Source organism: Microbacterium sp. 16-032, from assembly GCF_041079455.1.
Lineage (GTDB): Bacteria > Actinomycetota > Actinomycetes > Actinomycetales > Microbacteriaceae > Microbacterium > Microbacterium testaceum_A.
Genome location: NZ_JBFYGQ010000002.1, coordinates 500,941 through 522,802, shown reverse-complemented (window position 1 = coordinate 522,802; position 21,862 = coordinate 500,941). Strand labels below are relative to the sequence as shown.

The following is a 21,862-nucleotide window of genomic DNA, read 5'->3' as shown; positions in this document are numbered from 1 at the left end:
CGTTGAGGCGAATCACTCCCGAACGGGATCAGGTGAGCGAGACGATCAACGCCGTTCCGAGAGTGCTTTCTCGAAGCTGTCGAGCGTGCCGCGAGCGGTGCGCTCCCACGAGAACTGAGCTGCACGCGCGGGCCCCCGCGCGGAGAGATCGGCGAGAACGTCCGGTCGCGTGGAGGCCGTGATCATGGCATCCGCGATCGACTGCAGGTCGTTCGGGTCGATGAAGAGGGCGATGTCTCCCACGACTTCCCGATAGACCGGGATGTCGCTGATCATCACGGGCAACCCTGCCATCATGGCCTCGAGCGCGGGCAGGGAGAACCCATCCGCGAATGACGGCATCGCGAGAACGGTGGCCGTGGAGTACAGGTCGCGCATCTCCTCATCACTGACCCACGATTTGAGCTCGACCCATTCCTCCATCCCCGTTTCGGCGACGACGTCGGCCAACGGGTCGGCACCGTGGCTCCCCGTCACGATGACGCGCGGACGATGTGCCTCAGGGACGAGAGGGAGTGCGCGGATCAGCGACGGCCAGTTCTTGTGAGGACGACGGTTGCCGGTGGCGAGAACCATCGGCCCATTTTCGCCGGCGCGGGAGCGATCAGCACCGGGCACGGCTGTTCCCGCCAGTGGAACGAGATCCACACGAGAAGCGGGCACCTTGAGGTAGCGCAGGATGGCCCGTCGGGACTCCTCGCTGATGGTGAGTACGCGGGTCGCGTTACGTGCGGCCAGACGTTCCATCAGTTTCACCGGTTGGGTGTACATCGGCGTCGACATGAACTGGGGGTGGCTCCAGTAGAGCATGTCGTGCATCGAGATCACGGCAGGCATCCGGGTGCGCGCCGGTCCGAGCGTCATCGGTGAATGCAAGAGATCTGCGCCCGCAGCGCGAGCGGCGCGCCCGCACGTGAGCTCTCCCCACGCCCACGCGAACCGATTCTCGCCGCTGATGCCGGACGCGATGGTTCGTCCCGGAAACCAGGACCGATCGAGCTTCCATCCTTCCGTGCTGAAGTAACCCACGTACTCGTGCTGAGGAGCGAGACGGCCGAGCTCTTTGTAGAGTTCGCGAGCGTACGTCTCCATCCCGCCTTTGGTCCCAGTAAGAGACAACAGGTCGACGAAGATTCGTGCCATGGGATGTGTTCCGATCAGCTGTTGTGAGCCACGGGCTCTGCGGAGGGCCGGATCTTGCGGACGGCGCGCATGCTCGGACGCTCCACCGCCCACCAACTTGCGGTCGCGAGAATGGCTGTGATGACGACGGTGACGCCGATGTAGACGGCCATCCCGGCGCGATGGCCCCCGACGAGGACGACGAGTTGTTGCACCGGCCACGCGTAGATGTAGAAGCCGTAGGAGATGTCGTTTCGAGCAATGAGGCTGGGCTGGGGGATCACTGACGACAGGAAAAGCAACCCGTAGGCGAGGAACGGCGCGGCGATCTGTCCTCCCCACACCGGCACGAACACGATGAGCGACAGCGATACGGCGAGGGAGAGAATCCCGACGATCGTGTTGATCCCTGCTCGGTCGATGACGAAGTGCGCCACCGCTCCGCCGAGGAAGAACGGGAGGAGTTTGAAGAAGAGCACGAAATTCTGATCGAGCCCGAGGGTCGTCGCCACCGAGATGTTCGCCCAGACGAGCACGGACAGCACGAACAGCGTCGCCGCGGGCACGATTGAGCGGCGGAAGAACGCCCATCCCCCCAGCACCCACACGGTGAGGTAACAGAGGAACTCGAAATAGAGGGTCCAGAGGGAACCGTTCCACGCGTTCGGATAGGGAACGCTGTCGAGCGTCGCGCCGATGTCGTACTGCGTGATCTGCAGCCCGAGATTCCCCCACACGTATTGCGCCGGCGAGGGCGCGGTGGAGAGATACCCGGCCAGTGATCCGTTGCTCAGGAGAAGCGAGACCGGAGCGAAGATCAAGACGGTCACGAGAAGGCAGACGAGGAACGCCGGATAGATTCGCATTACGCGGTGGAGGAGATACTCTCCCGCCGCGGTGCGGAGACGACTCCGGGTGATCAGGAAGCCGCTCAGGACGAAGAACCCGGCGACAGCCCACCCGCCGAGATTCTCGCCGTGCAGGGCAGGGCCGACGCCGCGCCCGGCGATGTACCACGCATGCGCGAAAAGGACGGTGGCGGCCAACACCAGTCGGAAGAGGTTCAAGGAATTCCGGCGATAGGGGAAGGCATGCCCCCGAAGTGCCCGGGACATCCTCACTTCAGGAGGTTCCGGGATGCCATCTCGTCGAGCGACCGTTGGTACGAATCACCTTCGACGGGCTCAGTGAGCACCCATTCGACGAATTTCCGAACCCCCTCGGCGAAACTCACTCGCGGCGTGTATCCCACGATCTCGCGGAGACGGGTGGTGTCGGCGACGTTGTGCCGGATGTCGCCTAGTCGATAGTTCCCCGTGATCCGTGTCGGCACTCTCACGTCGAAGGCGGCCATGAGGGCCTCCACGACCTGCGTCACCGTCGTAGCCTCGCCAGAGCCGACGTTGAAGACTCCGCCCGCCGCGGCGGGAACGGTCGACGCGCGGAACGTCGACTCCACCACGTCGTCGATGAAGACGAAATCTCGGCTTTCCTCGCCGTCTTCGAAGATGTTGATCTCTTTGCCCTGCCGTATGAGCGTCGAGAAGATCGAAAGGATTCCGGTGTACGGATTCTTCAGTGACTGTCCTGGCCCGTACACATTCTGGTAGCGCAGGGAAACCGCCTCGACGCCGATCGTGGGAGCGACGGTCAAGACGAGTGATTCCTGCATCTGCTTCGTGATTCCGTACACCGAAGAGGGGTGCAGCTTCGCGGTCTCATCGGTGGGCACCAAAGTCAGCGGGTCGCGTCCAGGCAAGTGCACATCGAAATCCCCCCCGGCCATGGCTTCGTCGGACCGGTGCGGTGGGTAGACGACGCTTCCGTCCTCGGCGCGGTAGGCGCCCTCACCGTAGATCGATCGGGAGGAGGCCACGACGATCCGCCGCACGCTGTGCGGCTCGTTGGTGAGCAGGTCGAGCAACTTCGCGGTGCCCCCGACGTTCGCGGCCACATAGCGATCGATCTCGTACATGGACTGCCCCGTGCCGGTCTCGGCGGCGAGGTGGATGACGATGTCCACGTCGACGAGGGCTCGACGGAGGTCTGCCGTGGATGTCACCGAACCGCGATGCACCTCGGCGACGCCGTCGAGGGAAGCGAGCAGCGGTGACGTGCGCTCCGGATCGGGACCGTGGACCTGCTCGATGAGAGAGTCCAGGACGCTCACGCGGAAGCCGGCGGAGACGAAGCGGCGAGCGAGGCGCGTGCCGATGAAGCCCGCTCCGCCGGTGATCAAGACGTGATCGGGCATTCGGGAAACTCCTGGTGTGCGGGGCGGCCGCGGGGGGCCACGGTCAGATCGCGAAGATGTGCGCGACAGTTGATTCTAGCCCGGCACGATTTCCGTGCCGCAGGACACCGGGCAGCTCGGCGATGCCGTGCAACCGCGACATCAGGCGAAGTCGAGCTGCGCGCTCCGTTCGACGCCACCCCTTGGCGTGGGCGATCTGTCGCGCGAGGGCGTAGTACGTGCGTTCGTCGCGGAACCGACGCCCGTCCAGCAGAGTCTTCTGAGACGCGCTGCCACCGTGTCGACGGTATGAGAAGCAGACGGTGGGGGAGAAGGCGAGCGTGCCGCCGTCGAACGCGATGTCCATGAGGAGAGCCAAATCCTGGATGATCGGCAGCCCATCTCGAAAGTCGAAGTGTCGGAGCGCCTCGGTCCGGAAGACAAGCGACGGCCAGTACAGCCAATCCCCTCGGATCAGGCTGGTCGCCATCTGTTCGCCGGTGAGAACCGCGACACCCTGCCCACCGCGCGGAGCCAGGATCCCCTGCTTGACACGATCCACCAGTGGCCGAACGATTGCACCGGTCTCATCGATCACATCGACTCCGGGCTGGATCACGTCAGCCGTCGGCACCGCCTCGATGGTCCGTGCGACGACGTCGAGGTAGGAGGGATGCAGAAGATCGTCGCAACCGAGAATGACGATGTGCTCGGTCGTCGCGCGTCGGATCGCCTCCCGGTAGTTCTCGGTGATCCCGAGATTGGTCGTGTTGCGCGTGTACGAGATGCGAGCGTCATCAATTCCGTCGAAGTGCGCTCCGACCGACTCATCGGGATAACAATCATCGATGACGATCAGACGCCAGTCCGAATTATCCTGTTGGCGCACCGATTCGACTGTCGCGTAAAGCAATTCGGGGTCGCCCCAGAAGGGGACGAAGATCTCGATCGTCATGCCGAGGCGAGCACCCCGCGGAAGTACTCCACCGTCCGCTCGAGGCCCGCGCGCAGGGCGATCGTCGGCTCCCAGCCGAGCTCGCGACGGGCGAGGTCGATGTTGGGCTGGCGCTGCTTGGGATCGTCCTGAGGCAGTTCCCGGTGTTCGATGGTCGAGGTGCTGCCCGTGATCTCGAGCACGGCGTTCGCGAGCTCGAGCATGGTGAACTCGCCCGGGTTGCCGACGTTGATCGGGCCGGTCACCGAGTGGTCGGTGTTCATCAGGCGCACCATGCCGTCGACGAGGTCGTCGACGAAGCAGAACGAGCGCGTCTGCGAGCCGTCACCGTAGATGGTGATCGGTTCTCCGCGCAGGGCCTGCACGATGAAGTTCGACACGACTCGGCCGTCGTTGGGGTGCATGCGCGGGCCGTAGGTGTTGAAGATGCGGATGACCTTGATCGACAGGTCGTGCTGGCGCCGGTAGTCGAAGAAGAGCGTCTCGGCGGCGCGCTTTCCCTCGTCGTAGCAGGAGCGGGTGCCGATGGGGTTCACGTTGCCCCAGTAGTCCTCGGTCTGCGGGTGAACGGCGGGGTCGCCGTAGACCTCGGAGGTCGAGGCCTGCAGGATCGGCACACGGAGGCGCTTGGCGAGACCGAGCATGTTGATCGCACCCATGACGCTCGTCTTGGTGGTCTGCACCGGGTCGTGCTGGTAGTGCACGGGGGAGGCGGGGCACGCCAGGTTGTAGATCTGGTCGACCTCGACGTAGAGCGGGAAGGTCACGTCGTGACGCATCAGCTCGAAACGCGGGTTGTCGAAGAGGTGCTCGACGTTGCGGCGGGAACCCGTGAAGAAGTTGTCGACGCAGATGACCTCGTTGCCCTCGGCGAGGAGGCGTTCCGACAAATGGGACCCGATGAAGCCGGCTCCGCCGGTGATCAGAACTCTGGATGACACTTCCCCACCCTATCAGCGGGGGTCGGCGGTGCCCGGGGAAGGACCCGATCAGCGGGTGGTCGACACCATCCGGGCCTGCCCGAACGTCCTCCCCAGCGCGCCCTCGAGACGCCCTACGAACATGGGCCAGCCGTCCAGGACAGTGATCGGCCGGGGGTTGCGGACGCCGTAGAGCAGACCAGCGCCGGTGAACGCCGCCCGCCACCACAGGGGGTAGCCGTGCACGGCGAACGCACGGCCCGTGCCGCGACCGTAGGCGCGGAGCTTGCGGCGACGCTCGGCTGCCCCGAGACCGAATCCCGTCGAGATCCCGTCGACGTGGACGGATGCCGGCAGCCATCGGAAGTCGCGGACGAGACCCGGCTCGTGCGCCAGGGCGCGCAGCAGAAGGTCGGTTCCTTCGGCGACCTGCCACGGTGTCGAGGCCCCCGGTCCCATCCGCTCGTCGAAACCGCCGACGGCGTCGAAGAGGGACCGACGCATCAGGATCCCCATCTCGATCACCGACCACACGTTGTACTTGTCGAGAGGGGTGCCCGGCTCGGGCAGCGTCGTCTTGGGGCCGCGCTCGTCCCACGAGGTGAACCCCCCGGCGCGGAAGGTTGCGTCGTCGACGGCGTCGTGCAGGGCGGCCACGGTTCCCGCCGGGTAGGTCGTGTTGTCGTTCGGGAAGGTCACGATGGCTTCACCGGCGGGGAGGGCCGCCACCCCGGTGTTGCGGCCGAGGGACGCACCCCGTCCGGAGGTCGTGGCCGACACGGCGACGCCGCGCTCGGCGAACTCCGCGGCGAGGGTCGCGACCTCGTCCTGCGCCCCCTGCGCGACGAGGACGACGTGGTCGCCGTCGCGCAGCTGCCCCTCGAGGGAGGTGAGGAGGGCGCGGAGGGGGTCCAAGCGACCCAGGGTCGTCACGACGAATCCGATGTTCACCAGACGATTCTGCCTGTCGGGGAGCCCGGTGCGGGAATCAGCGCGCCTCGCGGTCGATGATCCGGTTCCAGGCGGTGGTCGTGGCATCCCATGTGAAGCGTTCCGCGTTGGCGAGGCTCGCCTCCGACAGGGTCTCGCGAAGCGCGGGGGAGTCGGAGATCTCCGAGAGGAGGGATGCCAGTTCCTCCGGCTGCGTGGGCGCGAAGTACCGCGCGGAATCGCCGAGGATCTCACGGTTGATGGGGATGTCGGATGCCAGGACCGGAGCACCCAGCCGCTGCGCCTCGAGGGGAGGCAGCCCGAAGCCCTCGTGCAGCGACGGCCACACGAACGCGTCCGCCCGGGCGAAGGCGGCCGCGAGCTCGTCGTCGCTCACCGGGCCGGTCCAGCGGATCCTCGCCGGCGCAACGCCCCGAGACGCGGCGTGGGGCTCCAGCTCGGGGTCGAGGTTGCCCACGAACTCCACGTCGACGTCGGATGACGCGGGCAGGAGGGCGAGGGCGTCGATCACGGCGCGGGTGTTCTTGGCGGCCCCGTGGCGTCCGAAGGCGACCACGCGCGTGCGGCGCTCGCCGGGCGGCGTCTGCCGCGGAATGAGCGGCAGGCTGTCCGCCCCCTCGTAGACGACCTCGATCGCGGTGGGGTCCACCCCGAACCGCTCGGCGATCTCTCGCTGCGAGGCGTGGCTGACGGTGACGAGGCGCTGCCCGCGACGGAGCATGCCGAAACGGACCGCGAGCTGCCACTGGAGGCGGAACGGAAGCGTGAAGTCCTGCGGGCGGATGGCGGGGGCGATGTCGTGCAGAACGGTGATCTGGTGGCGGTACGTCATCGGCGCGATGTTCGCCAGGTTGAGCAGCAGTGGCGATCCGTGCCGCCGCAGCCAGCGCGGCAGCTCGAGCTGCTCCCACGCGGGCCCCGCGAGGCGCCCGACCGTCTCGGTGCGGATCCCCTCCACGCTGGAGGTGTCGGCTGACGCCGGAACCAGCAGCACGATGTCGTCGCGGGACTCGGCGAGGTGGTGGGTCAGCTCGGTCGCGAAGCGTCGCACTCCGCCGAAGGAGTCGATGAGGAAGCGGCCGTTGACGGCGATGGTCATCGCGCGGTCCTTTCGTGGGGGCGTGCAGCGTGAGGGCTCACGCCGCGGCCTCGGCGGGGGTGTGGCGCAGGTCGTGCAGCACGCGCAGGCAGCGGCGGGTGAGCAGGAGAGCGGCGGCTCCCTCGGTGAACGCGTAGCCGAGGGCCGCGCCGATCGGGCCCCAGGCGATGCCGAGGCCGATCATGAGGGGGATTCCTGCGGCCGTGGCGAGCAGCGTCGCGCGCATGACCGCCGATGCCTGCCCGGCGGGGAAGAGCACCAGGCGGGCCACGGCGGTGCGGACGGAGAAGAAGAAGAACACCAGGCCCATGACGAACAGGATGTCGAAGGGAGCGGGAGCGGCGGGCAGGAACGTCTGGGTCAGCCAGGGGCCGACCAGCGCCAAGCCCGCCCACCCCAGCAGACCGGCGACTGCCGCCAGCCCGATCGACATGCTCATGCGACGCCCGCGGTGGTGCCCGTGCGCCTCGCCCACCCAGGCCTGCAGTGCGTTGGCGAGCGTCATCGGGATGAACTGCCCGAGCTTGAGCATCTTGTCGGCCGTCGCGTACCCGGCCGCAGCGGACGGGATCGCGGTGACGTTGACCACCGGGGCCGGAACGCTCGAGTATCCGCTCAGGCCCGCGTCGTTCAATGCGACGGCGAGGTTCGCCCGGAGGAGGCGAGGCAGGTCGCGCACGCGGGGCCAGGATCCCGGATGCCGCCGCAGCAACCGCACCGTGAAGATCGAGGTGCCGACGAGGGTGACCACGATGCCCGCGAGCGGGTAGAGGACCACGACCCCGGTGGTCAGGACCAGACCGGCCGCCGCGAGGTTCGCCAGAAGGCGAGGCGCGGCGTCGAAGATCACGATCGTGCGAGGGTCGCCGACGCCCGCGCAGAACCAGGTGAACGACAGAGCGATCAGCGCGCCCTGCATGCCCATCAGGATGGTGAGCCATTCCGAACCGGGCGACGCGACGAACCAGCAGATGACGGCGAGCGCGGGAAGCGCGATCACCGAGATCGACAGGCGCACGGCGATCGATTCCCGGTACAGGCGGGCCCGCTCGTCGTCGTCGCCGGCGATCGAGATGAGGGCCGGTCCGACGGTGGCCCACCCCCAGCCGATCGCGATGGCCGCGAAGGTGCCGATGGACTCGCCCGCGATCGCGCTCGCCCACCCGGATGGACCGGCGATGGCGGTCACGGCCGGAAGAGCGATCAGCGGCGAGAGCGCCGCGATCGCGGGAATGAGCAGGAAGCCGAGCAGCCGCCGCTTCATGGAGGGCGCGGCGGTCACCGTCGAGCTCCCGCAGCGACGGAGTCGAGCACTCCCGCGGTCGCCTCGGCGGCGGCATCCCACGTGAACCGCGACGCCCACCGCTGCGCGTCCGCCCGCGCGACGTCATCGACGGGGGCCCGCAGCGCCGCCGTGATCGCGGCGCCGAAGGTGTCGGCATCCCGGGCATCGGCGTAGCGGGCAGCGTCGCCACCGACTTCCCGCAGGACGGGGACATCGTGGGCGAGAACGGGAACGCGTCGGCGCAGCGCATCGACCACCGGCAGACCGAACCCCTCGGCGAGAGACGGGCAGACGTAGAGATCGGCGCGCTGATAGAGCGCTTCGAGCTGCTCGTCGCTGACCCAGCCGGGCAGGATCACGTCGCGCTCCAGGTCCAGCCGGGCGACGTCGTCGGCGAGCGGGTCGGGCAGCTTGCTGCCGGCGATGACGGTCACGGGGCGTTCGGCGGGTGCGATGCTCGCGAGGGCGCGGAGCAGCCCCGGGAAGTTCTTATGCGGCATGCGGTTGCCGACGCTCAGCACGACCGGGCGATCCGCGGGCAGGGCCAGAGCCGACAGGACGCCGCCCGGTGCGGCGACCGGAGCCGGCTCCGAGCTGCCGTTGTGCACGACCGCGATACGCGAGGCGGGAACGCCGAGGAAGCGCCCGATGCTGTCGGCGGCGGCGTGCGAGACCGTCACGACTCGGTCGGCCGTCTGCGCCGAGCGACGCATGAGGAGCGAGGTCGCACTCCGCTGCGCCCGCTGGGCGAGACCGCCGGGCACCTCGTCGTAGATCGCGTCGTGCACGGTGACGACCCGGGGGACTCCGCGGAAGACGGGACCGAAGTTCGCCGGCGCCCACACGAGATCGGCGCGCCCCCGCCGAGCGAGCAGATCGGTCGCCGCGACCGCGCCCAGAGCCCACGTCGCCGGGTCGGAACCCACCCACGACACCGTCTGCACGTGGCCGGGGAAGAACGCCGACACGCGGTCGGTGCCATCGCGCCCGGTGAGCGCGGCGAAGCGCGTGTCGGGCAGAAGATCGGCGATGCGGGGGAGCAGCTCGCGGACGTAGGTCTCGGTGCCCCCGCGCGAGCCGGTGAATCCCAGGAGGTCGACGAGGACGCGGCGCGCGGCCATTAGCTCTCGATGACGGCTTCGGGGCGCTGCTCGCGCCGGGGCGTGGTCAGCACGCCCGAGAAGAAGCTCATCATCGCCGTCTGGAAACCGAGGATGATCAACAACGCGCTCGGCACGGCGATGCGCACGGCCTGCGCGGCATTCTGCGCACCGAAGTCGAGGCTGCCCCACAGGGCCACCTGGACGATGCCGATGATGATGCCGAGGAAGAACAGACCCACACCGATCAACAGGCCGCGCTCGGCCGACCACTTCGCCACGATGCGTCGGTATCTCTCGCTCGTGGGCAGGAACCCTTCCTGGGTGGCGTACAGCTTGGTCAACCAGAAGAACAGCAAGGATTGGAACCCGATCACGCACAGGGCGCTCGCGTAGACCATGGTCGTGACGTCGAAGCCCACGCCCCCGACGCGGATGCCGCCGAAGGCGAGCACCCCCACCGCGATCGCGCCGAGGAAGAAGGCGACCAGCCCCGGGTAGACGAAGAGCCACCGGGGGGCGAACAGCAGGAGGAAGCGGAGGTGGCGCCACCCGTCGTGCCAGCTGCGCAGGTGCGGCGGACGCGAGCGCCCGTCCTTCTTAAGTGTCGTCGGCACCTCTTCGATGCGGAAGCGGGCCAGCGAGGCGCGCACCACCATCTCGGAGGCGAACTCCATTCCCGTGGTCTGCAGGTCGAGCTCGCGGATGCGCGCGCGGTTAAAGCCGCGCAGGCCGCAGTGGAAGTCGCGGATGCCCGGCTTGAAGAACAGCTCGCCGATGAACGAGAGCACCGGGTTGCCGAGGTACTTGTGCAGCGGGGGCATGGCACCCGGCTCGATGCCGCCGCGGAACCGGTTGCCCATGACGAGGTCGGCGCCCGCGCGCAGGCGCTCGACGAACGGCTCGAGGTTCTCGAAGTCGTAGCTGTCGTCGGCGTCCGCCATGATGATGTACCGACCGCGGGCCGTCTCGATGCCGTTGATGAGCGCGGCACCGTAGCCACGGCGCGGGGCGTGCGAGACCCGCGCACCGAGACCCTCGGCGAGGGCCTGCGAGCCGTCCGTGCTCCCGTTGTCGGAGATGAGGATCTCACCCTGGATGCCGCTGCGCTCGAGGAAGCCCTGCGCCTTGCGGATGCAGACCTCCAGCGTCTCCACCTCGTTGAGGCAGGGCATGAGGATCGTCAACTCGAGGTCGGACGGTGCGGGAGTTGTCACGGGCTGTCTTCTTTCGTCTTCACCGTGGCGGGGCTCGGCAGCGGCAGTGCCGAGAGGATGCCTTCCACGGTGCGGCGGATGGTTCGGGTGCCGACGGCGGTGTCGTACCAGGCGCGCGAAGAGCGGCGCAGGTCGTCACCTCCGTCGGCGACGTCCCGGATGGCCCGGGCGAGGTCGGCGGGTCGAGTGGTGGGCGAGACGACGCCGTTGACGCCGTCTTCGATGAGTTCGGTGGCCGCGTTGCCCTCGTCCGCGACGAGGACGACGGGGGTGCCGTGCGCGTTCGCCTCGACGACGACGAGACCGTACCCCTCGCGGCGCGAGGGGTTCGCGAGGGCGAGGGCGCCGTGCATGAGGCGGTCCAGCTCGGCCTCGGACACGAAGCCGGGGAAGTCGGTCCACGACTCCCCGCCCACGCGGCGGACTTCGGCCCGGACGGCTTCGGAGCTGGGACCGGTGCCGAGGATCACGAGGCGCAGGTCGGGGATGTGCTCGCGGGCCGCGGCGATCGCGGCGGGGAGGACGTCCACGCGCTTGTCGGGGATGTGTCGGCCGGCGTAAAGGACGTAGGGCGGGCGGGCCGCCGGGCCGGGCTCGGCCACCTTCACCGCACCGTCGATCAAACCAGGGCTCACGAGGGGCGCTCGACGCAGGCCCTCGCGACGCAGCCGGTCGGCGGTCAACTGCGAGTGGCACGTGGCCACCGGTGTGATCGCGACGGCGGCGCGCTGCAGCGCCCAGGCGATCGTTCCCGTGACGGGTCCCGCGTACTCGACCCACTGGCGGCGATGCCACACCTCGAGGTAGTCGATGACGAGCGCGGTCCCCGATCCGAGAAGGGCGAGGCGCGCAGCGAAGACGTTGAAGATCGGCAGTCCGCTGACGATCACGGCGGCGTATCGGCGGCGCCGGCGCACCAGGGAAGTGAAGAGCGAGGCGGCGAAGCGGAGAGCCGCCGGGATGCGCCGCACGCCCCGGTCGTCGTACAGCGACAGGCGAGGGGTGATCGAAAGGACGCGGAAGCGTCCCTCCGTGGGGGTCTCGCCGTCCCATTGCCGCGAGGTGAGGTAGTCGACCTCGAAGCCCAGGTCGCCGAGTACCTCGGCCGTGGCGCGGTATTGGCGCTCGCCGCCGCCCGTGGTGAAGGGGAAGAGGCAGTCGTAGGCGACGGCGACCGTCGAAGAGCGCTCCACTCAGCACCCCTCGATACGGAAGAGCCGGGCGCTCGGCCCCTGGGAGTCGACGAGCACGAGGTGCTGCGAGGGGGTGAGGTCGTACAGACCCTTGCGGTCGAGTCCCACGCCGGGGTTGTTCCAGACGTTCTGCGAGCCGAAGTCGAGCACGTAGTCGATGCCGAGGCGGTCGACCGCCTCGCAGACCCGCGGGTCGGACTCGATGTCGCGCAGGTCGTTGTTCAGCAGCTCCTCATAGGGGCCGAACGTTCCAAACACATGCTTGCGCAGGACCTCACGGTCGCCGATCGCGTACGCCAAGGAGGTACCCGTCCAGGGGCTTCCGGCGATGAGCGCGTCCTGCGGCGTCGTCTCGGGGAGGCGCTCCAACAGGGCTTCCTCGTCGGAGGTCAACAACGGAGAGGTCGGCGTCAACGCGTAGGCGCCGCGCGCCTCCTGGGCGGCCCGGATGATGTTCGGGCTCGCTCCGACCGAGAAGACGACGAGCACGCCGACGACCGCGAGCGCGACCTGCAGCGATCGCCGCGACGACCGCGCGCGCAGCGCCCGCGAGGCGAGTTCCCAGATCGTCACCGCACCGAGCACCGCGACGGGGATACCGGCGGCGGGAAGCAGGGCGGCGAGCCGGAACGAGTCGTTGTACCAGGGGTTGGTCAACATCTCGCGGATCGGGTTGCCGACGGCCGTTCCCGAGACGAGCACGAACAGGACCGACGCCACCGCCATCGGGGCGGCCACGACGAGGAGTCGGGGCGTGCGGAGAATCGTCACGAGGCCGGTGATCACCAGGACCGACACGGTGATGGTGATCGTGTAGCCGTGCGGCGAGAGCAGGAGGGCTTCGCCGATGGATTGGGCGGTGCTCTGCCAGGGGGCCCAGCGCGACATCTCTGTGTTCGTCCGAGAGAACCGCCACAGGAACACCAGGACGAGCAGGATGCCGAGCAGGATGACGCCCACGGTGATCCAGCGGCGGCGACTCCGGTGCGCGAGGGCGTCCGTGACCAGCTGGACCGTGGCGATGGAGGCGCCGAGAGCCACCATCCCGAGGAAAGCGTTCGGGTGCGACAGGCCGACGCCGGCGGAGGCGACCAACAGGAGCACGCCCGCACGGACGAGAGCCGGAAGACCGCGGGATCGAAGCAGGTGCACGACCACGGCGACGCCGCCGGGGAGGACGGCGTACCCCATGGCATTCGGGTAGAGGACGCCGAAGTACATCAGGAGGATCGGGAAGGCGCCGAAACCGGTCGCCAGGGCTGCCGAGCTCACGGCGACGGCGAGGCGTTCCGAGAGCAGCGCAGTGCTCAGCGCGACGACCGAGAGCGGCCACGCGACGGCGCCGAGGGCGATGTTCGCCGCGTTGACGGCGACGGGGACCGAGACGCCCGTCACCTCGGCGGCGAGCGCCGCCACGGTGTGCCAGCCGTTCGGATAGAAGCCGATGTCGCTGGTGGCGCCGATGTGGAAGGCCGAGGCGTCGTGGGTGTCCACGGCGAACGCCACGGTGTTCAGGTGAACGATCGCATCGAACGTCTGCGAGATGTTGGAGGGGGCGCCGAACACGTATGCCAGCTGGAGCGCGATCACCACCGCGGCGACGACGAGCGCGAGCGAGCCGCCGATCGCGACGCGGCGCGGCGTGCGATCCTCGACCTCAGGGCCGACCCAGCGCCGCAGGCCGTACGCGGCGGCCGCCGCGACGACCGACAGGATCAGCAGCGGCAGCGGTGACCAGCCGAGGCCGACGATCGGGGCGATGGTCGCGGAGACGCCCAGGAGCGCGATCGACACGACCGGCGCGAGGGCGAGGATGCGCAGGCGCCTCACGCCCCATCCGGCCGCGAGAACCAGGATTCCGGGGACGGTGAGTGCGAGGATCGAGACGATCAACGGCATCACGATCACCGACCAGGAATCGCTCATGCACTCCCATTTCTCGCTCGACGACAGTCAGCCATGCTAACGGACGGTCGCTGACCCGCCCCTGAAGGCCCCGGCGGGGTGCCCGTTTAGACTGGGAGAGCGCGGCTTCCGTCCTCGCGCACCCGTCGACACGAAAGATGCCTCTCTGCATGGACCTCCTCATCGTCGGCTCCGGCTTCTTCGGCCTCACCATCGCCGAGCGCGCGGCCGCCGCGGGTCGCAAGGTGACCGTCATCGACCGTCGTCATCACATCGGCGGAAACGCCTACTCGGCGAACGAGCCCGAAACGGGCATCGAGGTGCACCAGTACGGTTCCCACCTCTTCCACACCTCCAACCCGACGGTGTGGGAGTACGTCAACCGTTTCACCCAGTTCACGAACTACGTGCACCGCGTGTACACGACGCATAAGAACGTGGTCTTCCCCCTGCCGATCAACCTCGGCACCATCAACCAGTTCTTCCAGGCCGCCTACACCCCCGACCAGGCCCGTGCGCTCGTGCACGAGCTCGCGGGGGAGTTCGAGGCGAAGGATGCCGCCAACCTCGAAGAGCGCGGGATCGCCCTGATCGGCCGCCCCCTGTACGAGGCGTTCATCCGCGATTACACCGCGAAGCAGTGGCAGACCGACCCGAAGGATCTGCCCGCCGAGGTGATCTCGCGACTGCCCGTCCGCTACACCTACGACAACCGCTACTTCAACGACACGTGGGAGGGCCTCCCCGTCGACGGCTACACCGCCTGGTTGGAGCGCATGGCGGATCACCCGAACATCGACGTGAAGCTCTCGACCGACTACTTCGACGAGTCGCAGCCGCTGAACAAGAAGGCGACCGTCGGGCAGGTGCCCGTGGTCTACACCGGACCGGTGGACCGCTACTTCGACTACGCCGAGGGCGAGCTGTCGTGGCGCACGCTCGACTTCGAGCAGGAGGTCCTGCCGATCGGCGACTTCCAGGGCACCAGCGTGATGAATTACGCCGACGCCGACGTGCCGTACACCCGCATCCATGAGTTCAAGCACTTCCACCCCGAGCGTGCCGACCGCTACCCGACCGACAAGACGGTCGTCGTGCGCGAGTACTCGCGCTTCGCGACGCGCGCGGACGAGCCGTACTACCCGGTCAACACCGCCGACGATCGCGCCGGCCTGCTCGCTTACCGCGAGCTGACCAAGGGGGAGCGGGACGTGCACTTCGGCGGTCGCCTCGGCACGTACCAGTACCTCGACATGCACATGGCGATCGGTTCCGCCCTCTCGATGTGGAACAACCAGCTCGCGTGACGTCGTCGTGCATCTGACCCTCGGGTCGCCCACCCGTCCCGTGCCCGTCGAGCGGCCGGCGGAGGGGCGTTGGGCGTACCGTCGCGACATCGACGGTCTGCGCGCCGTCGCGATCCTCCTGGTGGTGTCGTACCACGTCTGGTTCGGGCGGGTCTCGGGCGGCGTCGACGTCTTCTTGATGCTCTCGGCGTTCTTCCTCACCCGCGGATTCGTCCGTCGGATGGCGGGCCCGGCTCCGGTCCGTCCAATCCGACACCTGCTCGGTGTGTTCCGCCGCCTGCTCCCGGCGGCGGCCGTGACCCTGGTCGGCATCCTGGCCGTGGTGTGGGCGGTGTATCCCGAGGCGATGCGGCGTTCGGTCGCCGAGCAGGCGTGGGCATCGCTCGGGTACGTGCAGAACTGGCTGCTGGCATCCGAGTCGGTGGACTACTACGCCCGCACCGACGTCCCGAGCCCGCTCCAGCATTTCTGGTCGATGTCGGTGCAGGGGCAGGCCTTCGTGCTGTGGGTGCTCCTGCTCTGGGGCTGCCAGGTCGTGGTCCGACGTCGCGGATGGTCGCCCGACCGCGTGGTCGGTGTGGTCTTCGGCGCGGTGTTCGCGATCTCGTTCGTCTACTCCGTCGTCCGCACCGCCTCGGCTCAGCAGCTGGCGTACTTCGACACGGGGGCGCGGCTGTGGGAGTTCGCCGCGGGGTCGCTGCTGGTCGTCGCCCTGCCCCACGTGCGTCTCGGGAGGGTGGCGCGCACGCTCGTGGGATGGGCCGGGCTGGCCGGCCTGCTCGTCCTCGGCGCCGTGCTCGACGTCCAGGGCGGGTTCCCCGGGTTCCTCGCGCTGTGGCCCGTGCTGTGCGCCGCGGCGATCGTCGTGTCGGGCTCGGGCGAGACCGGCCGGTTCTCCCTCGCCGCGCTGCTCTCTTCACGACCGCTGCAGGCGATCGGTCGCGACGCGTACGCCCTGTACCTGGTCCACTGGCCGATCCTGGTCACCTTCCTCATCGTCAACGGCCGCACCGAGGTGGGCCTGGTCGGCGGGGCGGGGATCATCGCGCTCTCGCTGCTGCTCGCTCGTCTTCTGACGTGGGCCGTCGACCGTCCCGTCCGCGCCTGGCGACGGAGTGACCCCTCGGTCCTCGTGCCGGTGGCGGTGCTCACCGTCGCTGCCGCCGTCGTCGCCGTGCCCGTCGGGGCCTGGCAGACGTCGACCTGGGCGCAGGAGCGGGCCATCGAGGCGCGTGCCCTGCAGACGAACCCGGGAGCGGCCGTTCTGCGCGACCCTTCGCTTCCCATGCCCGCGGCGGATGCCCCGCTGCTTCCGCTTCCGACACTGCTCGACGACGAGTGGATGCTCCTGGACCGCGAGTGCACGGGCGAGTGGGCGACCGATGTTGAAGCGCTGCGCGGGACCTGTTCCGAGACCAGTGAAACACCCGGAGCCCGCCAGACCGTCGTCGTCATCGGCGACTCCCACTCCCAGCAGATGACGAGTGCCCTCCGGCCCGTGGCCGAGGCCAACGGCTGGGGCGTGGTGTTCCTCATCAAGGGCGGGTGCTCGATGGGTCTCGACGAGCCGGGGATGGATGAGCGGTGCGACGGGTGGCGCGAAGCGGCCATCCAGCTCGTCGAGCAGGTTCGGCCCGACGCGGCGATGACCGTCGTGACGCGGTCGGATGCCGGTGAGGACGACGAGCGCCTGCGTCCGGGGATCGAGCGGTTCCTCGACCGGATGGAGGGTGCCGAAGTCGAAGTGCTCGGTTTCCGCGACAACCCACGCTTCGCCTTCAACATGTACGACTGCGTGATCGAGGCGGGCGACCCGCTCGACTGCGCCGTCCCGCGTTCAGCGTCGCTGGCCGACCGGAATCCGGCCGATGACCTCGATCGTGCGGGGCTTCAACTGGTCGATCTGACGCCCTGGATCTGCCCGGACGACCTTTGCGTCGGCGTGATCGGGAACGTCGCGGTCTACCGCGACGACAATCACCTGACCCGCCTCTACGGGCGATCGCTCGGCCCGTCGGTGGCGGAGCAGCTCCCCGTCACGATCGGCTGAGCCGAGGGGTGCGGCGGAGCCCGCCGATCACGGGTGCGCTTGCCGTCTCGGCGGACGGCCGTGCGGCCCCGCGGGTGGTGCCCCGCGTCGAGCCGCGCGATCGGTTCAGCTGACCGGCTGCGACTGCTCCAGCGGCGGCATGGGCTTCCACGACGCGTCGTGCAGGATGCGCCGGCCGTCGCGGAGTCCGCGGAAGAGGTGGCTCGTGCCGGTGATCTTGCGCTCGACGACGACGAGGCGGATGAGTTCCTTGACGAAGGTGAGCGTCGTCCCGAGGGTGAAGGGCAGCGCGCGGTAGACGCCGAGCGCGCGGTAGTACTTCTGCAGGTAGGCGCGGTTGCGCATGATGTAGTACCGGTACGCGTCGCTCGAGGCGTTCATGTGCCGGATGCCCATGTCCCACTGCTTGATCTCGCGCGTGCGACGCAGCACGAACTCGTTCACGATGACCGACGGCGTCTGGCGCGAGGCCAACCACCCGTAGAGCTGGTCGTCCCAGTAGATGAAGAAGCGCGGATCGGGGAGGCCGATCTTGGCCACGATGTCGCGGTGGATGAACATGCCCTCGAAGCAGCCCGAGTTCATCGGCTTGAAGCCGGAGTCGTCGAACTCCGCCGGAGCGAAGGGGATGGGGATCGCCATCGACTCGGCCACCCGGTACTGCCAGTAGAACTCGCTGCCGTCGTAGTCGTACCGGCGGCCCTGGATGCTGCGGAAGCGGGGGGTCCAGTGGCCCATGCGGGCGAGCCCGTCGGTGACCACCTCGACGTCGTCGTCCATGAGCCAGATCCACTCGGACCCGAGTTCGTAGGCGACGCGCATGCCCTCGCTGAAGCCCCCGGAACCACCGGTGTTCGTGTCGAGGCGGCGGTAGACCAGTTCGGTGGGCAGGCGGTCGCGGAACGACTCGACCACCGCGGTCGTGTCGTCGGTCGAGGCGTTGTCGATCACGACGAGGCGACCGGGCGCCGGGTCCATGCGCTCGATGCTCTCAAGCAACCGCGTCAGCAGGTGCGTGCGGTTGTAGGTGACCACGACGATCGTCGCGGTCTTCGGGTCGAACGGGGCCGTGGTCACGGACGCTCCTCGAAGGTCGCGCGCCAGTTGGCCTCGGAGACGAGGTCGGGCAGGGCGCGGCGGTACTGACGGGACAGGCGGGGCCATTCGCGCTGGAGGCGGCGGTGCAGCTTCCAGCTGTCGATGAGCATGCGGCGGAACATCGCGCGATCGCGCGTGTAGATGTTCTTGCCCGACCCGTCGGCGGCGCTCACGAGAGCGCTGTCGAAGCGCGGCACGCGCCACCAGTGCGCGTCGCCCTTGCCGAACTCGACCTCGGGCTGCGCGACGTTCTCGGGCTTGGGGGTGTGGAACCAGTGCGACACCAGCGTCCGCGCCGTGAAGGTGCGCAGCGACAGGCCGGTCGGGCTGTCGAACTCGTGCTTCTTGAGCAGCTTGAAGACCTGGCGGCCGCGACGCGAGCGCAGCGGGACGCCGGAGTCCTTGTGCACGACGGTCTCGGCGTGCTTCTTCGCCACCAGCCGGGCCTCGGGCATGGCGGTGGCGAGGTTCGCGCGCATGTGATCGGGACCCGACAGGACGTCGCGCAGGGCGCGGTGACGCAGCTCGACGGGGTAGTACTGCATCATCATGAGGTGCTTGAGGTCGACGCGACGGCTGTGGCGGATGAGCGTCCCGCCCAGCGACGATCGCGAGTGCAGGAGGGCGGCGACGATGCGGTTGCGCGCGTGGAAGTACGCCTGCCAGTCGATCGAGTCGTCCTTGCCCAGCCACGACACGTGCCAGAGCGCGACACCGGGCATGGAGACCGTGGGGTAGCCGGCATCCCGAGCCCGGACGCAGAACTCCGCGTCGTCCCACTTGATGAAGGCGGGGAGCGACAGGCCGATCTCGCGCAGGATGCGGGTGGGGATGAGGCACATCCACCAGCCGTTGTAGTCGGCGTCGAGCCGCATGTGCAGCAGGGGGCTCTGGCGCAGGTTGGCGACGCTGAAGTCGTGGGGGAGGCGCTCCTGGTACAGCGCGCGCCACATGAAGGGGGCGTCGTCGACGACCTCGGCCCACGCGTGCAGCTTGGGCCGGTCGAGCAGGTCGAACATGTGGGCGCCGACGATCGTGGGCACCGAGGCGTACCGTCCGAACACCACGGAGCGGCGGATCGACTCCGGCTCGATGCGCACGTCGTCGTCGAGCAGCTGCACGAAGTCGCTGCCCTCGCGGGCGAGGGTCTCGACCATGGCGCGGGCGAAGCCGCCGGAGCCGCCGAGGTTGGGCTGACGCAGCACCTGGAGAGTGTCGCCGAGACGCTCGGCCACCTCCGGGTAGGCGTCCTGCGCCTCGACCAGGTCGGTGCCCTGGTCGATGATGAACACCCGGTCGACGACGTCGAGGACGTCGGGCGCGTCGGCGAGGGCCTTCAGCGTCTCGACGCAGTAGTCGGGTTTGTTGTAGGTCGTGACGCCGATGCTCGCCTTGCCGCCGCGGACCGGCTCTTGCTCGGTGGTCCATTCGGCGCCCTCGAACATGGCGTCCGCGCGGTCGGCGGCGACGTCGAACCAGATCCAGCCGCCGTCGCTGTACTGATCGAGGACGAGGTCGAACGAGGTGGCGACGGCATCGCCGCGCACCTCACGGGTCTCGATGCGCTGCTTGGTGCCGCCGCCGTTCGAGCGGTACACGAGCACCGTGGCGTCGCCCGAGGTGTGCACCGTGAGGCGGACCTGGCGCACGGCCGTCCAGTGCTGCCAGTACGAGGCGGGGAAGGCGTTGAAGTACGTGCCGAACGACACGCGTCGACCCGCGACGATGCGGGCGCGGTGGCGATCGAGGATGTTGCTGAGCTGGGCGACGTTGGTGACCCGCACCGGTTCCTCGTCGATGGTCGACCACGTCTCGGGGTCGACGTACAACGGGAGGAGGTCGGGGTCGCGGTCGAGCGGCAGCACGGCGTTCTGCAGGGTGTACGTCACGAAGAGATCTTTCGGTCGAGGAGCCGCGGCCGCGGACGGCCAGCGGGAAGTCTACCGGGCGCTCTCCGCGCCACCCTGAGCGTCCGACGCTTGCCGGTCAGAGCGCGGGGCGCTGCAGTTCGCCGCGTTCGATCGAGATGCTCTGTTCGCTCGGGCCGACCCCCACGAGCGGGGTCTGCTTGATCTTCGCGCCGAACAGGACCACGAACATCCAGCCCCACAGCAGCAGGGGGCCCGAGTCGGTCAGTCCCTGCGCGACGAGGAGGGCGCCGACGAGGGTCGGCAGGAGCGTGAGGGGAGAGTGCGGGCGGTCGGCACGCAGGTCCCACCGGGGGCGATCGACGGCGAAGAACCACGACCTCCACAGGTAGGCGAGGTACACGAGCGCCAGCAGTGCCACGCCCACCCCGCCGAGCTGCAGGTACGCGTCGAGCCACATGCCGTGCGCCTGGGCGACGGTCTGTCCCTGGTCGACGATCCAGCCGTCGATGAGCGGCTCCGTGGTGATCCACGGCGTCGAGAACCCCCAGCCGATGAACGGATGCTGGTCGGCCCGGGTGAGCACGTCGGCCCAGATGCCCTCGCGACCCGTGAGGTCGGCGCCGCGGCCCAGCATCTCGAAGATCGTGTCGCGCCCGAACCACAGCGCCGCCGCGCCACCGAGCCCGATCGCGGCGTAGAGCAGGTACCACCGCGTGCGCTCGCCGGGGCGCTTGGCCGTCCGCATGACCAGGACGGTCCCCAGCACGAGCGCGACGAAGGCCGCGGCGATGACGGCGGTGATCGACGCGGCGCGGACGAAGAGGAATCCGGCCACCGCGATCCACACGATGAGCAGGGCCCGCCGAGGCGCCCCCGCCGCCAACCGCACGCCGAAGACGATGATGGCGACGAGCATGACGGCCGCCAACAGGTCGGCGTCGCCGTAGATCCCCTGGATCCGGCCGCCCGTGAGGAGGGCGCCGTCGGACCAGGGGGCGACCGGATCCGCGCCTGCGGTCGGCGCGGCGAATCCCGGGAGCAGCGGTCCCCGGACGATCAGAGCGACCGCGATCTCGAAGAGGAGCGAGAGCCCGACTACCCACTTCGCGGCGGACGCAATCGCCCGCACGACATCCCTCCAGGTGAGGACGGCGCCGACGAACAGTCCCTGGAAGGTCGTGATCCACAGCAGAAGGAGAGTCAGGACGGATGCCGCGGGCCACGCGCTCCATGCGAGCGATGCGGTCGCCCAGACGAGGTAGCCGGCGGCGATCCACGGCAGTCGCCGGACCGCGAGGGGTGGGCGGACCACGAGCCACACGACTGCCGACACGACGGCGGTGGCCGCCACGACCACGGCGGTCGCGGCCGGTCCGACGGCGTGTACGAGGCCGACACCGCCGAGGGCGAGCACGAGCAGGAGGACGCACCAGGCCCGGAGCAGCAGGTGCCCGGTCGTCTCGCGCGCCGGTGCCGTCGGCAGCGCCGACACCGGGTGATTCGTGTGCATCGCCATGGTCTGTTCAGGGTAGCGGTCGGCATCCGTCGCCGTCGGG

The 21,862-nt window shown here is 68.9% G+C and carries 17 protein-coding genes; 2 read left to right on the top strand and 15 right to left on the bottom strand.

Annotation, left to right across the window (positions count from 1 at the left end; all coding sequences use genetic code 11):
* Positions 1-45: 45 nt before the first annotated feature.
* From AB6V31_RS06145 to AB6V31_RS06090, 12 genes are read right to left on the bottom strand one after another with little or no spacing between them, the layout of a single operon-like run.
* Entirely contained in the window at positions 46-1,143 is a 1,098-nt protein-coding gene (locus tag AB6V31_RS06145; RefSeq protein WP_369364618.1) for a glycosyltransferase family 4 protein, read from the bottom strand.
* Between the two features lie 14 nt (positions 1,144-1,157).
* Entirely contained in the window at positions 1,158-2,189 is a 1,032-nt protein-coding gene (locus AB6V31_RS06140; RefSeq protein ID WP_369364617.1) for an acyltransferase family protein, read from the bottom strand.
* A gap of 50 nt (positions 2,190-2,239) precedes the next feature.
* Positions 2,240-3,376: an NAD-dependent epimerase/dehydratase family protein gene (locus AB6V31_RS06135; protein WP_369364616.1), complete on the bottom strand. Its 1,137-nt coding sequence runs from the start codon at positions 3,374-3,376 to the stop codon at positions 2,240-2,242.
* A 43-nt stretch (positions 3,377-3,419) separates the two neighbouring features.
* Positions 3,420-4,310 carry a glycosyltransferase gene (locus AB6V31_RS06130; RefSeq protein ID WP_369364615.1) on the bottom strand — a complete coding sequence of 297 codons (891 nt, stop codon included), beginning with the start codon at positions 4,308-4,310 and terminating at the stop codon, positions 3,420-3,422.
* The gene (locus tag AB6V31_RS06125; RefSeq protein WP_369364613.1) at positions 4,307-5,251 is read right to left on the bottom strand and encodes a UDP-glucuronic acid decarboxylase family protein; all 945 of its coding nucleotides are present in this window, start codon (positions 5,249-5,251) and stop codon (positions 4,307-4,309) included. The genes AB6V31_RS06130 and AB6V31_RS06125 overlap by 4 nt, the downstream gene beginning before the upstream one ends.
* 48 nt (positions 5,252-5,299) lie before the next feature.
* A complete protein-coding gene (locus AB6V31_RS06120) occupies positions 5,300-6,181 on the bottom strand; it encodes a glycosyltransferase family 2 protein (protein WP_369364612.1) in 882 nt (293 codons plus the stop codon).
* A gap of 37 nt (positions 6,182-6,218) precedes the next feature.
* Positions 6,219-7,280, bottom strand: a complete 1,062-nt coding sequence (locus AB6V31_RS06115; protein ID WP_369364610.1) for a glycosyltransferase family 4 protein — start codon at positions 7,278-7,280, stop codon at positions 6,219-6,221.
* A gap of 37 nt (positions 7,281-7,317) precedes the next feature.
* A complete protein-coding gene (locus AB6V31_RS06110) occupies positions 7,318-8,562 on the bottom strand; it encodes a lipopolysaccharide biosynthesis protein (RefSeq protein ID WP_056226829.1) in 1,245 nt (414 codons plus the stop codon).
* Positions 8,559-9,686 carry a glycosyltransferase family 4 protein gene (locus AB6V31_RS06105; RefSeq protein ID WP_369364609.1) on the bottom strand — a complete coding sequence of 376 codons (1,128 nt, stop codon included), beginning with the start codon at positions 9,684-9,686 and terminating at the stop codon, positions 8,559-8,561. The genes AB6V31_RS06110 and AB6V31_RS06105 overlap by 4 nt, the downstream gene beginning before the upstream one ends.
* Positions 9,686-10,882, bottom strand: a complete 1,197-nt coding sequence (locus AB6V31_RS06100; protein WP_082450348.1) for a glycosyltransferase family 2 protein — start codon at positions 10,880-10,882, stop codon at positions 9,686-9,688. The genes AB6V31_RS06105 and AB6V31_RS06100 overlap by 1 nt, the downstream gene beginning before the upstream one ends.
* A complete protein-coding gene (locus tag AB6V31_RS06095; RefSeq protein WP_369364608.1) occupies positions 10,879-12,075 on the bottom strand; it encodes a glycosyltransferase family 4 protein in 1,197 nt (398 codons plus the stop codon). Before AB6V31_RS06095 ends, AB6V31_RS06100 begins: the two co-directional genes overlap by 4 nt.
* A complete protein-coding gene (locus AB6V31_RS06090; RefSeq protein WP_369364607.1) occupies positions 12,076-14,001 on the bottom strand; it encodes a DUF6541 family protein in 1,926 nt (641 codons plus the stop codon).
* Between the two features lie 149 nt (positions 14,002-14,150).
* On the opposite strand from AB6V31_RS06090, the gene glf reads away from it, so the two are divergent.
* Together glf and AB6V31_RS06080 are read left to right on the top strand one after the other, a co-directional pair.
* A complete protein-coding gene (gene glf, locus AB6V31_RS06085) occupies positions 14,151-15,287 on the top strand; it encodes a UDP-galactopyranose mutase (RefSeq protein ID WP_369364606.1) in 1,137 nt (378 codons plus the stop codon).
* A gap of 7 nt (positions 15,288-15,294) precedes the next feature.
* Positions 15,295-17,337: an acyltransferase family protein gene (locus tag AB6V31_RS06080; protein WP_369364605.1), complete on the top strand. Its 2,043-nt coding sequence runs from the start codon at positions 15,295-15,297 to the stop codon at positions 17,335-17,337.
* Between the two features lie 105 nt (positions 17,338-17,442).
* Here AB6V31_RS06080 and AB6V31_RS06075 read toward each other — a convergent pair whose 3' ends face one another.
* From AB6V31_RS06075 to AB6V31_RS06065, 3 genes are all read right to left on the bottom strand, one after another.
* Entirely contained in the window at positions 17,443-18,414 is a 972-nt protein-coding gene (locus AB6V31_RS06075; protein WP_056226842.1) for a glycosyltransferase family 2 protein, read from the bottom strand.
* On the bottom strand, positions 18,411-20,324 hold the full coding sequence (locus AB6V31_RS06070) for a glycosyltransferase (RefSeq protein WP_369364604.1): 1,914 nt from the start codon (positions 20,322-20,324) through the stop codon (positions 18,411-18,413). The genes AB6V31_RS06075 and AB6V31_RS06070 overlap by 4 nt, the downstream gene beginning before the upstream one ends.
* 97 nt (positions 20,325-20,421) lie before the next feature.
* Positions 20,422-21,822: an O-antigen ligase gene (locus tag AB6V31_RS06065; RefSeq protein WP_056226847.1), complete on the bottom strand. Its 1,401-nt coding sequence runs from the start codon at positions 21,820-21,822 to the stop codon at positions 20,422-20,424.
* Positions 21,823-21,862: the final 40 nt, after the last annotated feature.